Annotated in this window: 17 protein-coding genes; 2 read left to right on the top strand and 15 right to left on the bottom strand. The window is 67.9% G+C overall.

All coding sequences use genetic code 11. The features are described 5' to 3' along the window. Window positions 1-4: 4 nt before the first annotated feature. Window positions 5-520: a hypothetical protein gene (locus ACI7YT_RS11725; protein WP_406245709.1), complete on the bottom strand. Its 516-nt coding sequence runs from the start codon at window positions 518-520 to the stop codon at window positions 5-7. 35 nt (window positions 521-555) lie between these two features. Continuing rightward, complete coding sequence (locus tag ACI7YT_RS11720; RefSeq protein WP_406245708.1) at window positions 556-1,392, bottom strand: hypothetical protein; 837 nt, start codon at window positions 1,390-1,392, stop codon at window positions 556-558. Between the two features lie 158 nt (window positions 1,393-1,550). On the opposite strand from ACI7YT_RS11720, the gene ACI7YT_RS11715 reads away from it, so the two are divergent. Together ACI7YT_RS11715 and ACI7YT_RS11710 are read left to right on the top strand one after the other, a co-directional pair. Further along, window positions 1,551-2,237 carry a hypothetical protein gene (locus ACI7YT_RS11715; RefSeq protein WP_406245707.1) on the top strand — a complete coding sequence of 229 codons (687 nt, stop codon included), beginning with the start codon at window positions 1,551-1,553 and terminating at the stop codon, window positions 2,235-2,237. Between the two features lie 212 nt (window positions 2,238-2,449). Next, the gene (locus ACI7YT_RS11710) at window positions 2,450-2,815 is read left to right on the top strand and encodes a hypothetical protein (protein WP_406245706.1); all 366 of its coding nucleotides are present in this window, start codon (window positions 2,450-2,452) and stop codon (window positions 2,813-2,815) included. On the opposite strand, the gene ACI7YT_RS11705 is transcribed toward ACI7YT_RS11710, so the two are convergent. The 13 genes from ACI7YT_RS11705 to ACI7YT_RS11645 form a co-directional block, all read right to left on the bottom strand. Next, a complete protein-coding gene (locus ACI7YT_RS11705) occupies window positions 2,809-2,961 on the bottom strand; it encodes a hypothetical protein (protein ID WP_406245705.1) in 153 nt (50 codons plus the stop codon). The two genes, ACI7YT_RS11710 and ACI7YT_RS11705, sit on opposite strands and share 7 nt — an antisense overlap. A 150-nt stretch (window positions 2,962-3,111) precedes the next feature. After that, window positions 3,112-3,933 (bottom strand): hypothetical protein, encoded by an 822-nt coding sequence (locus ACI7YT_RS11700; RefSeq protein ID WP_406245704.1) that lies wholly within the window; start codon window positions 3,931-3,933, stop codon window positions 3,112-3,114. 83 nt (window positions 3,934-4,016) lie between these two features. Next, complete coding sequence (locus tag ACI7YT_RS11695; protein WP_406245703.1) at window positions 4,017-5,336, bottom strand: sensor histidine kinase; 1,320 nt, start codon at window positions 5,334-5,336, stop codon at window positions 4,017-4,019. Further along, window positions 5,329-6,006, bottom strand: coding sequence for a response regulator transcription factor (locus tag ACI7YT_RS11690; RefSeq protein ID WP_406245702.1), 678 nt, complete (start codon window positions 6,004-6,006; stop codon window positions 5,329-5,331). The genes ACI7YT_RS11695 and ACI7YT_RS11690 overlap by 8 nt, the downstream gene beginning before the upstream one ends. A 190-nt stretch (window positions 6,007-6,196) precedes the next feature. Further along, complete coding sequence (locus tag ACI7YT_RS11685; protein WP_406245701.1) at window positions 6,197-7,663, bottom strand: glycoside hydrolase family 5 protein; 1,467 nt, start codon at window positions 7,661-7,663, stop codon at window positions 6,197-6,199. Window positions 7,664-7,715: 52 nt separating this feature from the next. After that, window positions 7,716-9,347, bottom strand: a complete 1,632-nt coding sequence (locus ACI7YT_RS11680) for an FAD-dependent oxidoreductase (RefSeq protein WP_406245700.1) — start codon at window positions 9,345-9,347, stop codon at window positions 7,716-7,718. Further along, a complete protein-coding gene (locus tag ACI7YT_RS11675) occupies window positions 9,344-10,432 on the bottom strand; it encodes a LacI family DNA-binding transcriptional regulator (RefSeq protein WP_406245699.1) in 1,089 nt (362 codons plus the stop codon). The genes ACI7YT_RS11680 and ACI7YT_RS11675 overlap by 4 nt, the downstream gene beginning before the upstream one ends. Next, the gene (locus ACI7YT_RS11670) at window positions 10,429-11,502 is read right to left on the bottom strand and encodes an ABC transporter ATP-binding protein (protein WP_406245698.1); all 1,074 of its coding nucleotides are present in this window, start codon (window positions 11,500-11,502) and stop codon (window positions 10,429-10,431) included. Before ACI7YT_RS11670 ends, ACI7YT_RS11675 begins: the two co-directional genes overlap by 4 nt. After that, window positions 11,499-12,539, bottom strand: a complete 1,041-nt coding sequence (locus tag ACI7YT_RS11665; RefSeq protein ID WP_406245697.1) for an ABC transporter ATP-binding protein — start codon at window positions 12,537-12,539, stop codon at window positions 11,499-11,501. Before ACI7YT_RS11665 ends, ACI7YT_RS11670 begins: the two co-directional genes overlap by 4 nt. A gap of 1 nt (window position 12,540) precedes the next feature. Next, on the bottom strand, window positions 12,541-13,449 hold the full coding sequence (locus ACI7YT_RS11660) for an ABC transporter permease (protein ID WP_406245696.1): 909 nt from the start codon (window positions 13,447-13,449) through the stop codon (window positions 12,541-12,543). Window positions 13,450-13,453: 4 nt separating this feature from the next. After that, on the bottom strand, window positions 13,454-14,533 hold the full coding sequence (locus tag ACI7YT_RS11655) for an ABC transporter permease (RefSeq protein WP_406245695.1): 1,080 nt from the start codon (window positions 14,531-14,533) through the stop codon (window positions 13,454-13,456). Further along, window positions 14,530-16,173, bottom strand: coding sequence for an ABC transporter substrate-binding protein (locus tag ACI7YT_RS11650; protein ID WP_406245694.1), 1,644 nt, complete (start codon window positions 16,171-16,173; stop codon window positions 14,530-14,532). The genes ACI7YT_RS11655 and ACI7YT_RS11650 overlap by 4 nt, the downstream gene beginning before the upstream one ends. A 158-nt stretch (window positions 16,174-16,331) precedes the next feature. Then, window positions 16,332-16,928, bottom strand: a complete 597-nt coding sequence (locus ACI7YT_RS11645) for a TetR/AcrR family transcriptional regulator (protein ID WP_406245693.1) — start codon at window positions 16,926-16,928, stop codon at window positions 16,332-16,334. Between the last annotated feature and the right edge of the window lie 20 nt (window positions 16,929-16,948).

Raw genomic sequence — 16,948 nt, 5'->3', positions numbered from 1 at the left:
GGTGTCAGGGATGCTTGCCGGCATCGAACAGCAGTCTCTCGACCACGTCTTTCCATGCTGTCGGCCGCGCGACGATGTACCTCATCAGATCCTCGAAGTGAGAGAACACGGCGACCGCCTCTTCGAACTCCGGCTCCGCTCCGTGGACGACAGCTCCATCGTCGCGCACGGCCAGGTACTCGTAGCCGTTGCGGACGGAAAGCAGGATGGGCACGTGGCGCTTCCAAAAACGGGAGACCGCGGCCGCCTCGTCGTCCGTTGTCGCCGCCTGGATGCTCAGCTGTTCGCACTCGTTCCACGCGAATGCATCCTCCGAGCCGGTCGAGTAGTCGTGGCGGGACAAGAACCACACGGTCTCGTCTGCATTCGACAGTTGTGAAAACGACGACACCCAGTCGACCACCGTTTCGGGTGCCGGCTGCAGCGCGGACGGAACCCCGTCTTCCGTGGACAGCGGCGGCTCGCACGTCCACCCGGCTTCCTGCAAGCATCCGGTGGCACGTCGGAAGAGTTCCGTCATGCGCCCAGGCTACCGAGCAGTCTCCAGCTAGATAGTCACGTGGTCGCCCCGGTGTTGGCCCATTCCAGAGTCGACAGCTTCGCCTCGATCGTCTCGAGCCCGATGCTTCCGCATCCGACCAGGGTGAGCCTGCGCAGTCGGGGGAGCTCGTTGATGGCGGCGATGCCGGTGATCTTCTTGCAGTACTGGATGTTCACGATCTCGAGGTGCTGGAGTGCAGCCAGCTCCGAGATTTCACCGAGAGCGGTGAGGTTCTTCAGCCGCAACGACTCCAACTGGGGGAGCGCACTGATCCCGGTGAGGCTCGTCAGCGTGCGTCCGCCGATCAACCCGAACCGGCGAAGCCCGACCGGTTCGACGAGGCGGAAGATCTCCTCGTCCGTGGGAACGTTCAACAGGTTCAATTCCTCCAGCGGCAGTTCGAGCGCCTGCCGCACGTTGTTGAGAGATCTCTGCGGGTACAGGGAGAGGGAGCGGAGCCGGGGGAAGTGCTCGTTCTTGAAGCGGAAGGGTTCGCCGACGTAGACGGTCTTCAGGTTCGGCACCACCACATCCGGCCAGACCAGGGTCCGATCGCTGATGTGCACCGAGAGCTCTTCCAGACTCTCGGGGAGATCGCCCTGCCGCAATCCGGTGACGATGGTGGTGAGGACCCTCCCCGGCCCGATGCTGAGGGTCTTCAAGCTCGTCATCGCCGTGATGATCTCCGGGAGACGTTCGATGGGCCCGTCAAGCGGAGACCACAGGTGCACATCGGTGACGCGCGACAGCTGCTCGGTGTCGTAGGGCTGGTCGTAGAACACGAGGTCCCTGTCCGGCACGTCGAACTGATCCTGGTGCGCACTGTGCAGCACCATGGTCCGCTTGCTCATGATGTCCTCATCCATTCATCCGTGAGTCCGCGGGCTGTCGTCCCCTCCGCACAATTCAGATTAGCTGTGGGTGCTGTCGTCGTTCCTGCCGCGCGGGGCCGGTTCCGCTCGCACCGCGCACGCGTCACGCTTGTCCTGGTCGTCACGATAATGGAGGGGTGACGTTGACTCAGGAGGTCGTGACCTACGACGGTTTGCCGGCCTCGGCGGGAGGAGCGCACTCGCTTCGCACGAAGAATCCCCGCCCTGCCTACGAGAGCGTGCAGGCCTTCCTCGACGCCGCCGTGGTGACCATCGGTGCGCCGGAGATGTCCTTCCAGCTCTGGGCCGGAGGGCCGCCCGGCGAAACCGACCGTTTCGAATCGTTCGCTGCCGCGCACCTCGGTGGACCGCGGAGCCGGCAGCGCGCACACACCCAGTGGCGGGTTCGCTCAGATGACGTCGATGCCACGCTTGGCGCCCTGAGCGGTGCGGGCTCGGGAGCGGTGAGCGCCCACGGCCACCCGCTGGCCGCCCTGATCTGGAACGCGCCGGTCGCGCTGGTCGACCCTGCGACAGGATCGCCGTACGAGGGGATCGAGGCCGACGCGTTCGGTGGGTTCGCGGTGGATGGTTACGGGCGCCGCCTCGGCGGGTCCGGGGTGCGTGCCACGTTCGGCACGACAGCCTCTTCCCTCTCGCTCTGGCTCGCGTTCCCCGCCGACGACCGGTTGCACAATGCTGCCGCTCACGTGCAGAAGCATCTGCCCTTCCGCCTGTCGGCGAAGCACTGGCGCCGGTGGCGTGCCACGAAGGATGGGCAGTCGTACCGGGCGACCAAGATCACGTCACCGCTGGTGTCATGAGCGCACCGTCGAAGCTCCATCGGCTCTGCGTCTTCCTGACGCCCGCGGATGAAGCACAGTTCAGCGACGCGACACGAACCAGTCTTCCTGCGGTGAGGTTCGTCGACGCATCTCAACAACCCGAGACACTCGCCCCGGCGTTTCGCTTGTCACTGAGCGAATGCGCGGGATCTCACGTCACCCTTGTGGACACGAGCATCATCTCCGAGAGCATGTTCCATCGTGACTATGTGGTGCGTCACCCGTCCGGTCGAGGGTGGGTCTACGCGATCGTGGGCGCCGGCCTCGCGAGCCTCGTGCGGTCACGTTCCGACGACGACGGCCTGCGGAACGGCGAGTTGCGGGCATCCGTGCCGACAGGTGACGCCCGCACCGCCGAGTACGTCCGTGAACTGATGCGTGTGGTGCGCGCTGGCGGGACGGGCGTGTTCGCCGTCGATCCGATCACGAACGACACCGCGCGTCGTGCGGAGAAGAACTTCATCGCGTGGCCGGATGCTGCATCCCGTTTCGGGGCGAAGAATGCGCCGTTGCTCACCAACGGCCCGACGGCCTGGTTCACCGTCGACCCTCAGTGAGGACGGTCCGTCGGGGTCGTCCGGCCTGCGCGGGTCGAGATCCCGACGGCGATCACCGTGGCGACGGCAAAGGCGGCGAGCATCACGACGATGTGGACGGTCAGCCCGACGCTGATGCTGACGAACTGTCGGGGATCGTGCAGCACTCAGGATGCTGCCTCCGACGATGTTCATCACTGTCGTGCGGTTCTGCCGGACCGTGCGGCGTGTGAAGTGTGCCCTGGGGACGCAACCGACCGAGAGGTCCCGGAAACTCAAGGCTTCCGGGACCCTATAGCCGGTGAGAGACGTCCCCCTCAGTCGTCGATGTCCGTACCGACGACGACGAAGTCCGCGCCGAAGTCGATGTCGATCGAGCGGTTGTCCGACGTGAGGACCGAGGCGTCGTACGGGCTCACATCATCGACGTCGACGTCGAGGTCGGTGATCATCCCGTCGGCTTCGGCGAGTGCGGCGTCGACCAGTGCGCGGATCGTCGCGTCGTCCAGGCTCAGGCTGGCGGCGGTGTCGTCGCCGTCACCCGGGTCGGTCGAGATGACCGATGCCGTGAGTCCCTCGTCGACGCGGACCTCGGTCTCATCGCCCGCGGCGTTCGTCAACTGCACCTCCCAGGTGCCGTCGCGTTTCGCGTCGATCGATGTGACATCGCCCTCGGCGGCGTCGCGCGCGGCATCCGCGATCTCGATCAGCTCGTCCGCCGACGCCGTGCCGATACCGGTGACCGGGCCGCCGCCGGTCGAGGACGCACTCCGGTCATCATGGTCGTCGTCGCTGTCACCGTGGTCGCTGTCATCGTGGTCCGTGTCGTGGCGGGTCATGTCGTCGTGGCGCGAACCGTCGGACGCCGATGAACTGTCGTCATCGCCGAACTCGTCTCCGATCGCCGCGCCGACCGCGATGCCGCCGCCGGCGAGCAGCACGGCTGCCGCGATGCCGCCGCCGATGAGGAGCGCTCGCTTTCGTCCGCGCTTCGCCTCGGCCGGAGCGGGAGTCGCTGCGGGGGCCGCCGAATACGGTGCCTCGCCGGGCGCCGGTGTCACGGGACCCGCCGGAGCGCCTGGTGCGGAATCCGGGGTCTGGTGAGGCGTGTTGTCGGGGGTGGGGGTCTTGTCGTCCATGTCTCGATGGTGTCGCAGGGGTGCTGAAGCCTCCCTGAAGCGTCCTGAAGGCTTCTTCAGGAAACGACGATCCAGGCGTCCGATCAGTCGCGGAGGGGGAGCGTGAGCACGAACCGTGCGCCGCCCCAGCGAGAGTCATCGACCACCAGCGTGCCGTGGGCGGACGCTGCGATGCCTCGCGCGATCGCCAGGCCGAGGCCGCTGCCTCCGGCGTCACGGCTGCGCGCCTCGTCGAGTCGGACGAAGCGTTCGAAGATCCGCTCGCGCTCGTCTGCGGGGACGCCGGAGCCGTCGTCCTCGACCGTGACGAACACGTGCCGATCCGAAGGGGTCACGCCGATCGCGACGCGGCCACGGCTGTGGCGGGCGGCGTTGTCGGCGAGGTTGCGCACCAGCTGACCCAGCAGTCGGGGGTCGCCGTGCACCCGCGCGGCTTGGATGCCGGAGCCGTCGACCTCGAGCCCTGCGGCGCGCAGGCGCCGCACCTCGCCGAGCGCGACGTCGTCGAGGTCCATCGCCTCGTCGTGCGTGCCAGCGCCCTCGTCGAGTCGGGCGAGCAGCAGCAGGGATTCGACGATGCCCTGCAGACGCAGCCCCTCCTCAGACACGACCTCTGCCAGCTCGTCGATGCTCGTCACCTCGGGATGGGCCTGCGCGAGCTCTGCGTGCTGACGGATGGTCGCGAGCGGGGAGCGCAGTTCGTGCGACGCGTCGGACACGAACCGCCGCTGCGCGGTGGCGGCGGCATCCAGCCGATCGAGCATGCCGTTCATCGTGATCGCGAGCGATGCGATCTCGTCGGCTGTGTCTGGCACCGGCACGCGCTGATGGAGGCGATCAGCGGTGATGTCATCGACGCGCTCACGGATCCGCTCGACCGGGCGGAGCGCACGGCCGACGACGAGCCAGGTCGTCACCGCGACGAGGAGCAGGAGCAGCGGGACGGCGATGGCCAGCAGGATCGAGACCGTCGCCAGGGTGTCCGCGTCGTCCTCCATCGAGACGGCGGCCACGAGAGTCTGGTCGCCCTCGAGGTCTTCCGAGACGACGAGCATCTGCTCCTCGTCGACGATCAGCGTCTGCGCGTCGTCGGAGAGGGGGAGGGGGTTCGATCCCAGCGCTTCGCGGGCTTCCTCGCTGGCGGCGCGGACGGACCCATCAGGCCCGATGATCTGAACGATCTCATCGTCGACCGCGTTGATCGCGTCTCCGCCGCCAGGGCCGTCGAGGCGTTCCGCGAGCTCTTCGAGGCGCTGCTCGGCCGAGCGTTCCGTGCTGCCATGGATGCTGGTGCTGAGGACGCCGTAGAACGCGAAGGCGCCGACGAGCAAGGCGACCGCGACGACGACAGTTGCTCCGAGCGTCGTCCTGCCTCGCACCGAGCGCCAGCCGCGGTCAGCCACCGTCCGCCGCCAGCCGGTAGCCCGCACCGCGGATGGTCTCGATCGCCCCACGGCCGAACGGCTTGTCGAGCTTGCGGCGCAGGTGCCCGACGTAGACCTCGACGATGTTGGGATCGCCGTCGAAGTCGTCGTCCCAGACGCCGTCGATCAGGGCGCGTTTCGACAGCACCTGACCGCGATGACGCATCAGATACTCCAGGACGGAGAACTCCCGGGCCGTGAGAGCGATGGCGCTCTCACCGCGCCAGACGCGATGCGCGGCGGGGTCGAGCCGCAGATCACCCGCTTCCAGAATCGCCGGACGGGCGACGGCTCCCCGCCGGACCAGCGCGCGCAGTCGGGCCACCAGGATCGCGAACGAGAACGGTTTCGTGACGTAGTCGTCGGCCCCCGTCTCGAGCGCCTCGACCTGATCCCACTCGCCGTCCTTCGCGGTGAGCATCAGCACCGGTGTCCAGTTCTCCTCGGCGCGCAGCGCCTCGCACACCTTCCACCCGCTCATGCCCGGCATCATCAGATCGAGCACGATCGCGTCGTAGCGCGTCTCCCGTGCCCGCCAGAGTCCGTCGACGCCGTTGTGTGCGACATCGACGGCGAACCCCTCGGCCTCGAGGCCGCGGCGCACGCCCTCGGCCAGGCGCACCTCGTCGTCCACCACCAGGATCCGCATTCTTCCAGTGTGGCCGCTCGATCCTGAATCCGGGCTGAAGCGACGGGCCTCGCGGCGCGTCCGCGAAGAGTTTCGAGGGGCAGAACGCTGCGCCCGCCGCACCACGTGAAGGATCCGGCATCCTCATCCCAGACCGGACGGAGAGGACCCGGAGACTCGCAGGAGTCCCCGGGTCCCATGTCTACGTGTGTCAGCCGCGCACGGCCAGTTCGTAGACGCGCGCGATCTTCGCCTCCGTCGTCGAGGCCGAGGGGTTCGTGACCACGAGGCGGATCTGATCGACTCCGCTCACGCCGACCGGGACATCCCGAGCCGCCTGCGTATTGCCCGTGACCGCGGCCACTTGCTGCCAACCAGCGGAGGTGTGGACCTCGATCGTGAAGTCCACGAGCACGACTCCCGTCCCGCCGCTGTAGCCGCTGTAGACGCCGACCGACGAGACATCCTGGGCCGCCGCGAGCGTCACGGTCGCCGTCGGTGTCGTGTCGCCGATCGCCGAGATCCAGCGGCCGGCATCGGTGCAATCGCCGTCGGTGAGGTTGTCGCCCGTGAACGTCTGGTAGACCGAGGACACCTGCACGCTCGCGCCGACGGCGTCGTGCGTCTGGCACGGCGACACGTTCGGTTCGCCGGCGAGCCAGGACTTGATGAACTGACCCTGATACTCGCCGCCCATCAGGTTCCAGTCGTAGTCGAACATCTGCGGCTTCCAGAAGTTGTCGAGGATCCACGCCTGCCATCCGATCCACGGATGCGCGTCCACGTACTCGCGGAACGGAACGCCCCAGTTGGACGTCGTGCCGCGCGTGACGGCGTCGGAGAACTCGCCTTCGGGGTTCCAGCCGAACTCGGTGATCACGACAGGGACCTGATCGGCGGCATCTCCGAACTTCGCGTCGAGCAGCGCCGCGGTCGGCGAGCCCTGGTTGGGGTAGATGTGATAGACGTACGCCAGGTTGTCGTCCTCGACGGGGTTCGTGGTCGCGCCGTTGAGCATGGTGCTCCACTGCGGCGAGCCCATCAGGAGCAGCGTGTCGGGAGCGGCCGTCCGGAGGGAATCCACGACGGGCTGGATGTAGTTCTTCCACGTGTTCCAGTCGGCCGGGTTGATGGGTTCGTTGAACACCTCGAAGATGACGTTCGACGTGCCGCCGTAGATCGGCGCGATGTAATCCCAGAACCGCTTGACCATCGACTGCGGGACCGCACCCGCCGCGTCACCGTAATCCCGCACGAGGTGCAGGTCGATGATGATGTAGATGCCGAGATCGACGGCCTGCTGGACGTACGGCGCGATGTACTGCGCATCGTACGCGGCGAGATCCGTCGTGGAGCTGATCTCGGTGACGGGCAGACGCACCACGTCGGAGTTCCAGCCGGCCCCGGCATCCGCCGCCAGGTCGATGAGCTCAGACGTGGGGCGGGAATTGCAGTACTCGCACACGTCGTTCTGCTCTGGTGCGAGGACGGAGACCCCCTGGAGCGTGACGCCGTTGCCGTTCGCGTCGCGGATCCAATTGCCGTCCACCTGGAGAGCCGGAGCACTCCCGATGGGGGCTGCCGTGGCCGTCGCCGGCACCGCCGCGAGCGCGAGCACCGTCGCGACGAGGCCAGTCAACGCGAACGCGACCCGGCGAGATCGATGTGGTCTGAACATTGTTCTCCCTCTCATCCGTCCGCCGCCTCGTTGCGGCGCACGAGCCCCGGTCTCAGCGGACCGGGACGTCCTGGGCATCCACCGGATCGGGCTTCCAGTGGTGCGTGCGCACCTCTTCCGACCACTGCAGCGTCACGCCGAGACGGTCGGAGAGGAGCCGCCGGTAGTCGTCCCGCAGGTCGGCATCCGCGCGCACGGCACGCGGCGGGCAGCCGCGCTCGAGCGCGAACGACGCGAGCGCCCCCACGGCCTCGCCGATGGCCCACTCCACCGGATGCAGCCGGTAGCAGCCGTTCGTGATGTGCGTCGAGCCGATGTTCTTCGCCGCCGGCAGCAGATTTTCCACCCTTACCGGCAGGAGTGCGCCGAGCGGAATCTGGAACGGGTACGCCTCGATGTCGACGTACGTGCGCCCCGACGTGCTCGGGTGCAGGTCGATGCGGTAGTGACCGATCCCGACACTGTCGGCGAAGATCTCGCTGCCGACTCCGGGGCCGCGCGCCTCGACCCCCACGTGCTGTTCGAGCACGCGGAACTCCGTGATCGCTCGGCGCGCTTCGCGGATGTACGGTGCCTTGGCGAAGCCGTCGTCGGTGCCCGTCACATCACCGCGCAGGCGCAGCCCTCGGTAGCCGGCTCCGCCGTCCTCTCGGGGCGCCTCGGTCTGCATCCAGTAGAGAAAGGATGCCGAGAGTTCACGGCTGGCCGCGAGAGCGCGCGCGGCGGCATCCTCGTCGACGCCGAGGATCGGCGCCTCCCAGTAGTCGATCTGCGGCCAGTTCACGATGGTGACATCCGAGTCGATCGTGCCCTCGCGGAAGTTCTCCGCAGCGAGGATCCGACGGAAGCGCCAGAGATCGAACGGCATGTCGGGGGTCGGGCGCAGGTGGAAGAGCGGGCGCGTGTGCACCCGCAGGCTGATCGGATCCACGTCGGTCCAGGACAGCTGCGGGCCGGGCCAGAACGGAGACACGTGCGTGCGCCAGTGCTCGTAACGCGCCGGGCGATCACCCACGTGGTCCTCTCCTGGGCGATGTTCGAGCGCGAAGCACCAGGAGATCGCCTGTTGATCGAGCGGATTCGCCGTCTCCGGGGCGTGCAGCTCCCCGGTGTCGTCGCGACCCTCCGCGCCGATCACGTGCTCCACGTCGCCGAGCGCCAGCAGATCGCCGAGTTCCGTCGCGTCGACGACGATCGGGGCGGAGAGCTCGCGCTCGGTGCCGTCGGCGCGACGGACGGTCACCGATCGCACGTGGTCTCCGTCCATTTCGACCGCGACAGGACGATATCGCAGAAGCACCTCGAGCCGGCCGGATGCGACCCAGGGCGCCAGCATCTCCTCGATCACCGCGAGGGCGACGCGCGGCTCATGGCACAGCCGGCTCACGACGCCGAGTCCCGGGTTGAGGATGGGGGCCGCCGCGGCCGCGGACGTGAGCGGATAGTTCCGCCGGTAGTAGTCGCGGACGCGGCGCCGGAACTCGGCGTAGCCGGGGCTCGTGGAGGGTTCGTCGATCCACGCATTCTCGTCCGGAGGCACGGCCTGACTCGTCAGCTGGCCGCCGAGCCAGTCGGTCTCCTCCGTCAGGATCACGCGGCGGCCGAGGCGGACGGCGGCGAGAGCGGCGGCGACGCCGCCGATGCCGCCGCCGACGACGAGGAGGTCGGGCGCGACCGGGGTCATCGTTCGTCTCCCTCCGCCGTCGAGGGCGCGACAGCGGTCGGCACCGTGCCGCGCGGCCCGGTGATCGTCTCGCCCGGCATTACCGTGCATGCGACGAGCACGCTCTCCCGCGGGGCATCCGGATCGTCGACCATCTCGATGAGCCGCTCGACCGCGATCCGTCCGATCTCCTTGCGCGGGATGCGCAGGTCGTCCCAGCGCACACCGGCACCGGAGGTGTCCTCGAGGACGGCGACGGACACATCGTCCGGAATCGACAGTCCGCGAGCGACCAGCTGCCCGCGGAGCGTCTCCGCGATCCGTTCGCTCTCCACCACGGCAGCGGTCACGGTGCCGTCGACGAAGCCCTCGATGACGGCATCGGAGAGCCCGCTCTCGTCATAGAGGAACCCGGGGGAGACATCACGGATGCCGAGCTCGGTCACCGCGGTCCGGTAGCCGTCGCGACGGTCCTCATACGGCTCGCCCTCGATCGACTCGCGGATGAAGGCGAAGGACCGGTGCCCGTGGTCGTGCAGCCGACGGACGATCTCGGCGGATGCCCGCCGATAGTCCGGGATGATGCACGGGAACGGGGCCCCGAGCACCTCGCGCCGGCCGATGTGGACGAAGGGGTAGCCCTCGTGCCAGAGCCGCGCGAGCTCGTCGCGATCGGGAGACATGCCGAGCAGCACGCTGCCGTCGGCGATCGTGAGCCGGTTGGTCTCGTCGCGGTAGATCTTCCGCGCACCGCCGCCGTCGCCCGTCGAGCTGAACAGCACGAGGTCGTGACGAGTCTCCTCCGCGCGCTCCTCGATGCCGAGGAGGAACTCGAAGTAGAAGCTCTCGCGGGCGTTGGGGAACAGCGCCTCGAACGTGTGCACGCCGAGCAGCTGCGTGCGCTTTCCGCGGAGGTTCCGCGCGATCGGGTTCGGCACGTAGCCGAGCGTCGCGATGGCATCGAGCACGCGACGGCGCGTCTCCTCGGGGATCCGCGAATCCGCGTCTCCGCTGATCACGCGGGACACCGCCGACTGGGAGACCCCGGCGAGCGCCGCGACATCCGATTGCCTGGCCGCGCGCTGGCGTCCGTTGGTGCTGGTCATCGGGGTTCCTCCGTCAGTTTTCGTGTGATGCGTTCCGTCATCGTGGCGTGGGCGAGTTCATCGGCTCGTCCCTCGTCGTGCAGCCAGCAGTCGGCCCATCGGCCGTCGGCCAGCTGAGCGCGGGGAGGGGGAGTCGTGCGGCACTTCTCCATCGCGAAGGGGCATCGCGGATGGAACCGGCATCCCGGCGGCGGGTCGATGAGACTCGGCGGCTCGCCGAGCTCGTCGGCGGCCCCGAAGATGTCGTCGCGATCCGTGGCCGTGGTCCGGTGCGGATCCGGCGACGACTCGACGAGCAGCTTCGTGTACGGATGCTGCGGATCGGAGATGACGGCATCCTTCGGACCCGCCTCCACCATCTGGCCCGCGTACATCACGACGATGTCGTCGCACAGATAGCGCGCACTCGCGATGTCGTGCGTGATGTACAGGAGCGCGAGGCCGTCCTCGCGTCGCAGCTTGTCGAGCAGATTGAGCATCTCGAGTCGGATGGACACGTCGAGCATCGAAATGGGCTCATCGCCGAGCAGCACGCGCGGTTCGACCGCGAGCGCCCTGGCGATGACGACCCTCTGGCGCTGGCCACCGGAGAGCTCGTGCGGGAACTTGTCGAGGTAGTCGCTCGCCGGCGTGAGGCTCACGCGCTCGAGGAGGCTCGCCAGGCGGCGATCGACCTCCGTCCTGCCGAGGCGACCGTGATGCAGACGCACCGCTCGTTCGAGGTTGTGACGCACCCGGTGGAGCGGGTTGAGGGACCCGAAGGGGTCCTGGAAGATGAGCTGCACCGCCTTCCGGTACGACTTCGGCACCGTCGACCTGCGGATGCCGTCTCCGGCGACGGTCACGCCGTCGAGTCGGATCTGCCCGGAGGTCGGCTCGTAGAAGCGGGCCAGGAGGCGCGCGAGCGTCGTCTTCCCGCTTCCGCTCTCCCCGACGACGGCGGTGATGCGGCCCGGTTCGAGTCGGATGCTGGCGCCCTCCACGGCGCGCACGACGGAGGAGTCGCCGACGGAGTTCGCGACGGCGAAGTGCTTCGCCACGTCGACGGCTTCGAGCACCGGTTCGTTCATCGGACGAGCTCCTCATCGTGGAGATGGCAGGCGGCCGAGCGGTCGCCGCGCGGGGTCAGAAGGGGGAGGTGCTGGTGGCATCGCTCCATCACCGCCGGGCAGCGCGGTGCGAAGGGACACCCCGAGGGGAGGGCCCTGAGATCGGGTGGCGTTCCGGGGATTCCTTCGAGCCGCTCGAGCGGAGCGTGCAACGGGGGGAACGAATCGCGCAGGCCCCGCGTGTACGGGTGCATCGGCGTCCGGTAGAGGTCCTGTGCCGAGGCCAGTTCGACGATCCGTCCGGCATACATCACCGCGATGCGATCGGCGAGTTCGAGCAGCAGCGAGAGATCGTGGGTCACGAACACCACCGCGAAGTCGAACTCTCGACGCAGCCGCAGCACCTGCGCGAGGATCTGCCGCTGCATGACGACGTCGACAGCGGTCGTCGGCTCATCCATGACCACGAGCTCCGGTCGGCATGCCAGAGCGAGCGCGATCGTCGCGCGCTGGCGCATGCCGCCGGAGAGCTCGTGCGGATAGCTCCTGGCGCGGTCCGCGGAGATGCCGACCAGGCCGAGCAGGCGCCTGGCCTCGGCCCATGCGGCCGCGCGGCTCATCGAGCGGTCGTGGACGCGGAGGACGTCGACGAACTGCTCGCCAACGCGCATCACCGGATTGAGTGCGTCCATCGCGCTCTGCAGCACGATCGAGAGACTCGTCCATCGCAGTGACCGCAGCGCGCGCGGCTTGAGCTGCACGAGGTCGATACCAGGCCTGCCGGATTGCGGATGGAACACGATGCGACCACTCGTGGTGACGGCCGGCGGTCGCTGCAACCGCGTCAGCGCCGTGATGAGGGTGGATTTCCCCGAACCCGACTCGCCGACGACACCGAGGATCTCCCCGCGGCGCAGTTGGAAGGTCACGTCGGTGCAGGCGCGGACCGGTGCCCCGGCGCTCGCGTACTCCACCGAGAGCCCGTCGACGTCGAGCACGATGTCGGATGCCGTCGTGACGGCTGTCCCGCCGTCGCGCATCGTCTGGGTGAACGTCATGTCAGACCCCTTCCGGGACGAGGGCGGCGCGCTGCACGGCGGCCGTGCGCTTCGCCACGCGGCGGGATGCCGAGCGGAGCTTCGGGTTCGCGAGCTCATCCACCCCGAAGTTGATGAGGGCCGCTGCCGTGCCGACGAGTGCGATGCACAGCCCAGGCGGGACGAACCACCACCACAGGCCGCGGAGCACGGCGCTCTGCTGCTGGGCGGCCTGGATCATCGTCCCCCAGCTGATCGCGGACGAGTCGGAGACGCCGAGGAACGCGAGCCCCGCCTCGGCCATGACCGCCCCGATCAGCCCGCCGAGGAACATGGACGCGATCCAGCCGTAGAGGTGGGGCATCACCTCGGTGAAGATGAGACGGCGGTCGGATTCGCCGAGCATGCGCATGGCCTGCACGAAGTCGCGGTTGCTCACGCTCATGGCCTGGGCGCGCAGGGTGCGAGCGCCCCCGGCCCAGCCGAACACGCCGATGATGAACGCGATCATGACGAGCCCCGTTCCCTGCAGGTAGCCGGCGAGGACGAAGATGAGCGGCAGCACGGGCATCACGAGGAACAGATTGGTCAGGAAGTTCAGGAAATTCCCCGTGGTGCCGCCGAAGTACCCGGCGGGGACGCCGATCAGTACCGCGATGGTCGTGCCGATGGTCGCACCGAGGAATCCGACGAACATCGAACCCCGTGCGCCCTCGATCACCTGGGCCAGCACGTCCTGACCGAACTGGGTGGTGCCGAGCGGGTGCTCGGCACTCGGCGGAGCGGCGATCGCCGTGATGTCGTTGGCACGCGCATCGAGACCCAGGACGGAGCCGGTGAACCACGGTCCGAACACGGCGAGGAGCACGAAGAACGAGAGCAGGACCACCCCGAAGGCGACCTTGCCGTTGCCGAAGATGTTGTACTTCACGACCTCAGCTCTCCTCTCGGACGCGGGGATCGAGCCAGACGTACACGGAGTCGGCGATGAGGTTCGCGACGAGCACCGTGAAGGTGACGAGCAGGAAGACACCCTGCATGACCGGGTAGTCGCGCTTCTGCAGCGCGGAGAAGAGGAGATACCCGATGCCGGGATAGCTGAACACGATCTCCGTGAGCAGGGCTCCGCCGACCACACCGCCCAGCGCCATCGCGAAACCCGTGAACTGGGGCAGCATCGCGTTGCGGGCGGCGTAGCGCCACCGCACCCTGGCGGGGGAGAGGCCCTTCGCCTGGGCGAGGAGGACGTAGTCCTCTCCGACCGTCGTGACCGTCATGTTGCGCATGCCGAGCATCCAGCCGCCGAAGGCGGAGAACACGATCGTGGCTGCGGGCAGCGCGCCGTACTGCAGGACGCTCGCGATGAATGCAGGGTCGAACGAGATCGGAATGTTGGGGTCGTAGCCGCCCGCGAGCGGGAACCAACCGAGGACGAAGCCGAACGCCCAGAGGGCGAGCAGCGCCACCCAGAAGTACGGGACGGACGAGAGGAAGGTCGTGAGCGGTGTGACGATCGCGTCGAAGCGGGTGCCGGCGCGCCATCCTGCAGCGACGCCGAGGGCTGTTCCGAGGACGAAGGCCGCGACCGTGGTGGTGCCGACCAGCAGCAGCGTCCAGGGGAGGCCCGCCGCCACGAGATCGGCGACGGGCACCGGGAAGTTCACGATGGACACGCCCAGGTCGAAGCGCGCCAGCTGGCCGAGGTACGCCACGTACTGCTCGAACAGGTTGTCGTCCGGGTTGCCGAAGAGACCCTGGATCGAGACGAGCGTGTCCGGCGGCAGCGACTGCCCGCTCACCCGCTCGAGCTGATCGATGATCGCGGCCGACGGGTCGCCGGGCATCAGGCGCGGGATGATGAAGTTGAGCGTGATCGCCGACCACGCGGCCACGAGATAGAAGCCGAGGCGGCGGAACAGGAACCGTCCGCGCTTGCGCTTCCTCGGCGCGCGCGGGGACTCGGCGGGCGCGGTGTCGGCCGCGGCCGCCGAGACCGCGCTGGCGGTGCTCGTCATGATGCGGGCTCGAGCGAGAGCAGCGTCAGGACCGTGTCCGGACCGAGGCTCGGGAACGGCACGGCGGTGAAGTCCTCGGGCGTCGGCCAGCCGGTCCAGTTCGACGCGTTCACATCGACGAACCAGTAGGAGTTGTAGAGCGGCGTGAACGGAACCTCGTCCACGACGATCTTCTGCATATCGAGCGCGAGCGACTTCATCGTCTCCACGTCGGAGGCCTGGGTCATGCCCGTGAGGATCTCGTCGGTCTCCGGATCGTTCCAGCGGCCGATGTTCGTCGCGGCGGACGTGCCGATCGGTTCCGCATAGCGGCTGTCGAGGAAGCTGTAGACGCCGTACACGCCCGCACCGCCGGTCGTCGCGATCGTGAGATCGAACTCTCCTGTCTTCTGCTGGTCGTAGAGCGTCGCCCCTGGGGCGCCGGCCGGCGCCACGGAGATGCCGAGCACCTTCTGCCAGCTGTTGATCATGATGTCCGCGTAGGCGTTCCAGCCGAAGTCCTGATTGAAGGAGAGGCGGGGCGTGAAGGTCTGCCCGTCCTTCACAAGAGCGCCGTCCACCACCTCGTAGCCGCTCGCGGCGAGCGCGGCCTTCGCGGCATCCTCATCGACCTCCTGTACGACCCCGCGGTATTCCGGGGCGATCCACTCCTCGTAGATCTCGTCCACAAGACCGGTCGGTCCTGCCTCGGTGCCGGGGCGGTTGAGGGTCGCGGTGATGTCGGAGCGCGGGATCGACAACGCGAGCGCCTTCCGCAGATTCGCGTCATCGAACGGGGCCTGTGCCGTGTTGTACATCATCGAGTACGCACCGCCGGTGGCGTAGAGCTGATAGAGGTTCGTCTCCGGGTTCTTCGCCACGAACTCCTCCTCGGCGCCCGGCCATCCGGTTGGCGCCCAGTCGACGTCCCCGCGAAGCAGCTGCGCCTTCACGGTCTCGCCGTTGGTGGCGAGGATCTTGAAGTAGGTCATGGGCATCTCGCCTCCCCAGTACCCGTCGCGCGCCTTGAGTGTGACCTGCTGCGCGGCGAAGGCGTCGAGCGTGAACGGCCCGGTGCCGATGGGGTCGGGATTCGTCCAGGTCGTGAGGTCCTGCTCTTCCCAGATGTGCTTCGGCACCATCGGCAGCGAGCTCGACGCGAACTGGTTGAGGGCGGCGAAAGAGGGGGAGTCGAAGGTGACCGCGACGGTGAGGTCGTCGACCTTCTCGACCGAAGTGTAGGTGACTCCTGCGAGGTTGAGTGCGGGGTTCTCGAGCGGGAGCGATAGCGAGTACGCCGCATCGTCGGCGTCGAAGGCGTCGCCGTCCGAGAACGTCACATCATCGCGCAAGGTGATCGTGAGCGTCGTTCCGGCCTCGTCGAAGCCGAGCGATTCCGCGAGCCAGGGCTTCACCAGGGCGCCGTCGCTGTAGTCGACACGGGCGAGGGGCTCGTAGATGAGTTCGGAGTTCGGGGCCTTCTCGGTGGCCGGCCCGAGCACGTTGTAGTTGCGCACGTACGTGGTGCCGCCGTCCGACTTGCCGTAGACGATCGTGTCGGTGCGAGCGCTCGAGGTCGCGGTCTCGGGCGAGCAAGCGCTCAATCCCGTGGCGAGCGCGAGCGCCGTGAGCACGGCGACGGTGCGTGACGTTCTAGACATTCCTGTCTCCCTTGACTGGATGTGCCCGCCGATTTTCCGGGAATGCTCATACGTATGACCGGTCGGGCGTTGAAGAATTCGCATTGCTTCTACGTATGAGCAATACGCTAGCGAGGCCTTGAGGGCGTGTCAAGAGTCGAAATCGGCCGCCCTGGTCGTCAGCCGAGCTCGCGTTCGAGCATCCCCTTCGCGAGTCGCCGCGCCGCCTCGAACGGCTGCGGGAAGGTCTCCATCCCCACGGTGACGATCGCGCCCTCGTAGAGCAGCATCATCGCCTGCGCCGTCGACTCCGCATCGGCGACGCCCGACTCGCGGCACAGCTCGTCGAACAGTTCGAGCAGCCACTTCTTCTGGCGGGAGACCTCGGGGAACACCGGATGCCCGTCGTGACCGTCGCCGATCTCAGCGCGGGCATTGATCGCGCTGCATCCCTTCGGGCTGTTCTCGTCCGACCAGCTGATCGCCGCGTCGAACACCGCGAGCACTCGATCAGGTCCAGGGGTGGGTGCCGCGGCGAGGTGCTCGGCGACGTGCGCGCGCCAGCGGGAATCCCGGTGCTGAAGATACGAGACCACGAGAGCCTCTTTGGATCCGAATCGGTCGTAGAGCGTCTTCTTCGTGACGCCGGCGGCCTCGGCGATGGTGTCGACGCCGACCGCGTGGATGCCGCGCTCGTAGAAGAGCCGCGAGGCGGCGTCGAGTACGCGGGTGGCGCCCGGCGTGAGCGGGGCGAGTTCGGGGACGGTGGCGACCATGGACTTAACTATACCAATCT

Source organism: Microbacterium sp. M (assembly GCF_045181065.1).
Lineage (GTDB): Bacteria > Actinomycetota > Actinomycetes > Actinomycetales > Microbacteriaceae > Microbacterium.
This window is presented reverse-complemented; position numbering and strand designations above follow the sequence as displayed.